Consider the following 1,208-nt stretch of genomic DNA (forward strand, 5'->3'; position numbering starts at 1 on the left):
GCGCGACGGAACATGATCCGGCGCTCGAGCTGTTGCGTGATCGAGTCAGCGATCAGCTGAGCATCGGTTTCCGGCTTGCGGATTTCTTCGATGTTGACGTGAACCGGCACGCCCATGCGGCGTTGCAGTTCCGTCTTCAGCTGTTCGATATCCTCGCCCTTCTTGCCGATGACCACGCCCGGACGCGAGCTGTAAATCGTGATGCGCGCGTTCTTCGCCGGACGCTCGATGACCACCCGACCGACCGAAGCGTTCTTCAGCTTCTTCTTCAGGTATTCACGAACACCGATGTCTTCCTGCAGCATCGCCGCGAAATTGTTGTTGTTCGCGTACCAACGCGAAGCCCAATTGCGGCTGACAGCCAGGCGGAAGCCAGTCGGATGAATTTTCTGTCCCATCGTATGGCTCCTTAATTCCCGACCGTCACAGTGATGTGACAGGATTGCTTCTCGATGCGGTTACCGCGGCCCTTGGCGCGCGCGGTGAAACGCTTGAGCGATGCAGCCTTGTCGACGTAGATGCTCTTGATCTTGAGCTCGTCGATATCAGCGCCTTCGTTGTGCTCCGCATTCGCGATTGCCGACAGCACAACCTTCTTCACGATGCCAGCCGCCTTCTTCGGCGAGAACGTCAGAACGTTCAGCGCCTTGTCGACCGGCAAACCGCGGATCTGGTCAGCCACAAGGCGCGTTTTCTGCGCCGAGATGCGGGCACCGCGATGAATTGCTTTCACTTCCATCTTGATTGCCCCTTATTTCTTGGCCTTCTTGTCGGCTGCGTGACCCTTGAACGTACGGGTCAGTGCGAACTCGCCAAGCTTGTGGCCGACCATGTTTTCCGAGATGTACACCGGAACGTGTTGACGGCCGTTGTGAACAGCGATCGTCAGGCCGATGAAATCCGGCAGAATCGTCGAGCGACGCGACCAGGTCTTGATCGGCTTTTTGTCGCGCGAAGCTGCAGCCGCCTCAACTTTCTTCAGCAAATGGGCGTCGCAGAACGGACCTTTTTTAACAGAACGTGCCATTGCCTACTCCTTAACGCTTGTGACGGCGCTGGACGATCATCGTCGTCGTGCGCTTGTTGCTACGGGTGCGATAACCCTTAGCCGGCGTACCCCACGGGCTAACCGGATCGCGACCTGCAGCCGTCTTGCCCTCACCACCACCGTGCGGGTGATCAACCGGGTTCATCGCAACGCCACGCAC

General features: G+C 58.1%; 3 protein-coding genes and 1 pseudogene. All 4 read right to left on the bottom strand.

Going from position 1 to position 1,208, the window contains the following annotated elements:
* Nucleotides 1–398, bottom strand: a 398-nt coding sequence (rpsC, locus tag ACWEOZ_RS44365) for a 30S ribosomal protein S3 (protein ID WP_451916679.1), incomplete at its 3' end; no start/stop codon positions are given.
* An 11-nt stretch (nucleotides 399–409) separates the two neighbouring features.
* Nucleotides 410–739, bottom strand: coding sequence for a 50S ribosomal protein L22 (gene rplV / locus ACWEOZ_RS44370; RefSeq protein ID WP_004199272.1), 330 nt, complete (start codon nucleotides 737–739; stop codon nucleotides 410–412).
* A 12-nt stretch (nucleotides 740–751) separates the two neighbouring features.
* Nucleotides 752–1,027, bottom strand: coding sequence for a 30S ribosomal protein S19 (rpsS, locus tag ACWEOZ_RS44375; protein ID WP_004199273.1), 276 nt, complete (start codon nucleotides 1,025–1,027; stop codon nucleotides 752–754).
* Between the two features lie 10 nt (nucleotides 1,028–1,037).
* Nucleotides 1,038–1,208 (bottom strand): annotated as a pseudogene (locus ACWEOZ_RS44380) (50S ribosomal protein L2); the annotation flags it as partial.

The organism is Actinoplanes sp. NPDC004185 (genome assembly GCF_053603475.1).

What these genes read in the sequence shown, in the direction of transcription:
- rpsS (WP_004199273.1), bottom strand. Translation starts at nt 1,027, where the DNA reads ATGGCACGTTCTGTTAAAAAAGGTCCGTTCTGCGACGCCCATTTGCTG.
- rplV (WP_004199272.1), bottom strand. Translation starts at nt 739, where the DNA reads ATGGAAGTGAAAGCAATTCATCGCGGTGCCCGCATCTCGGCGCAGAAA.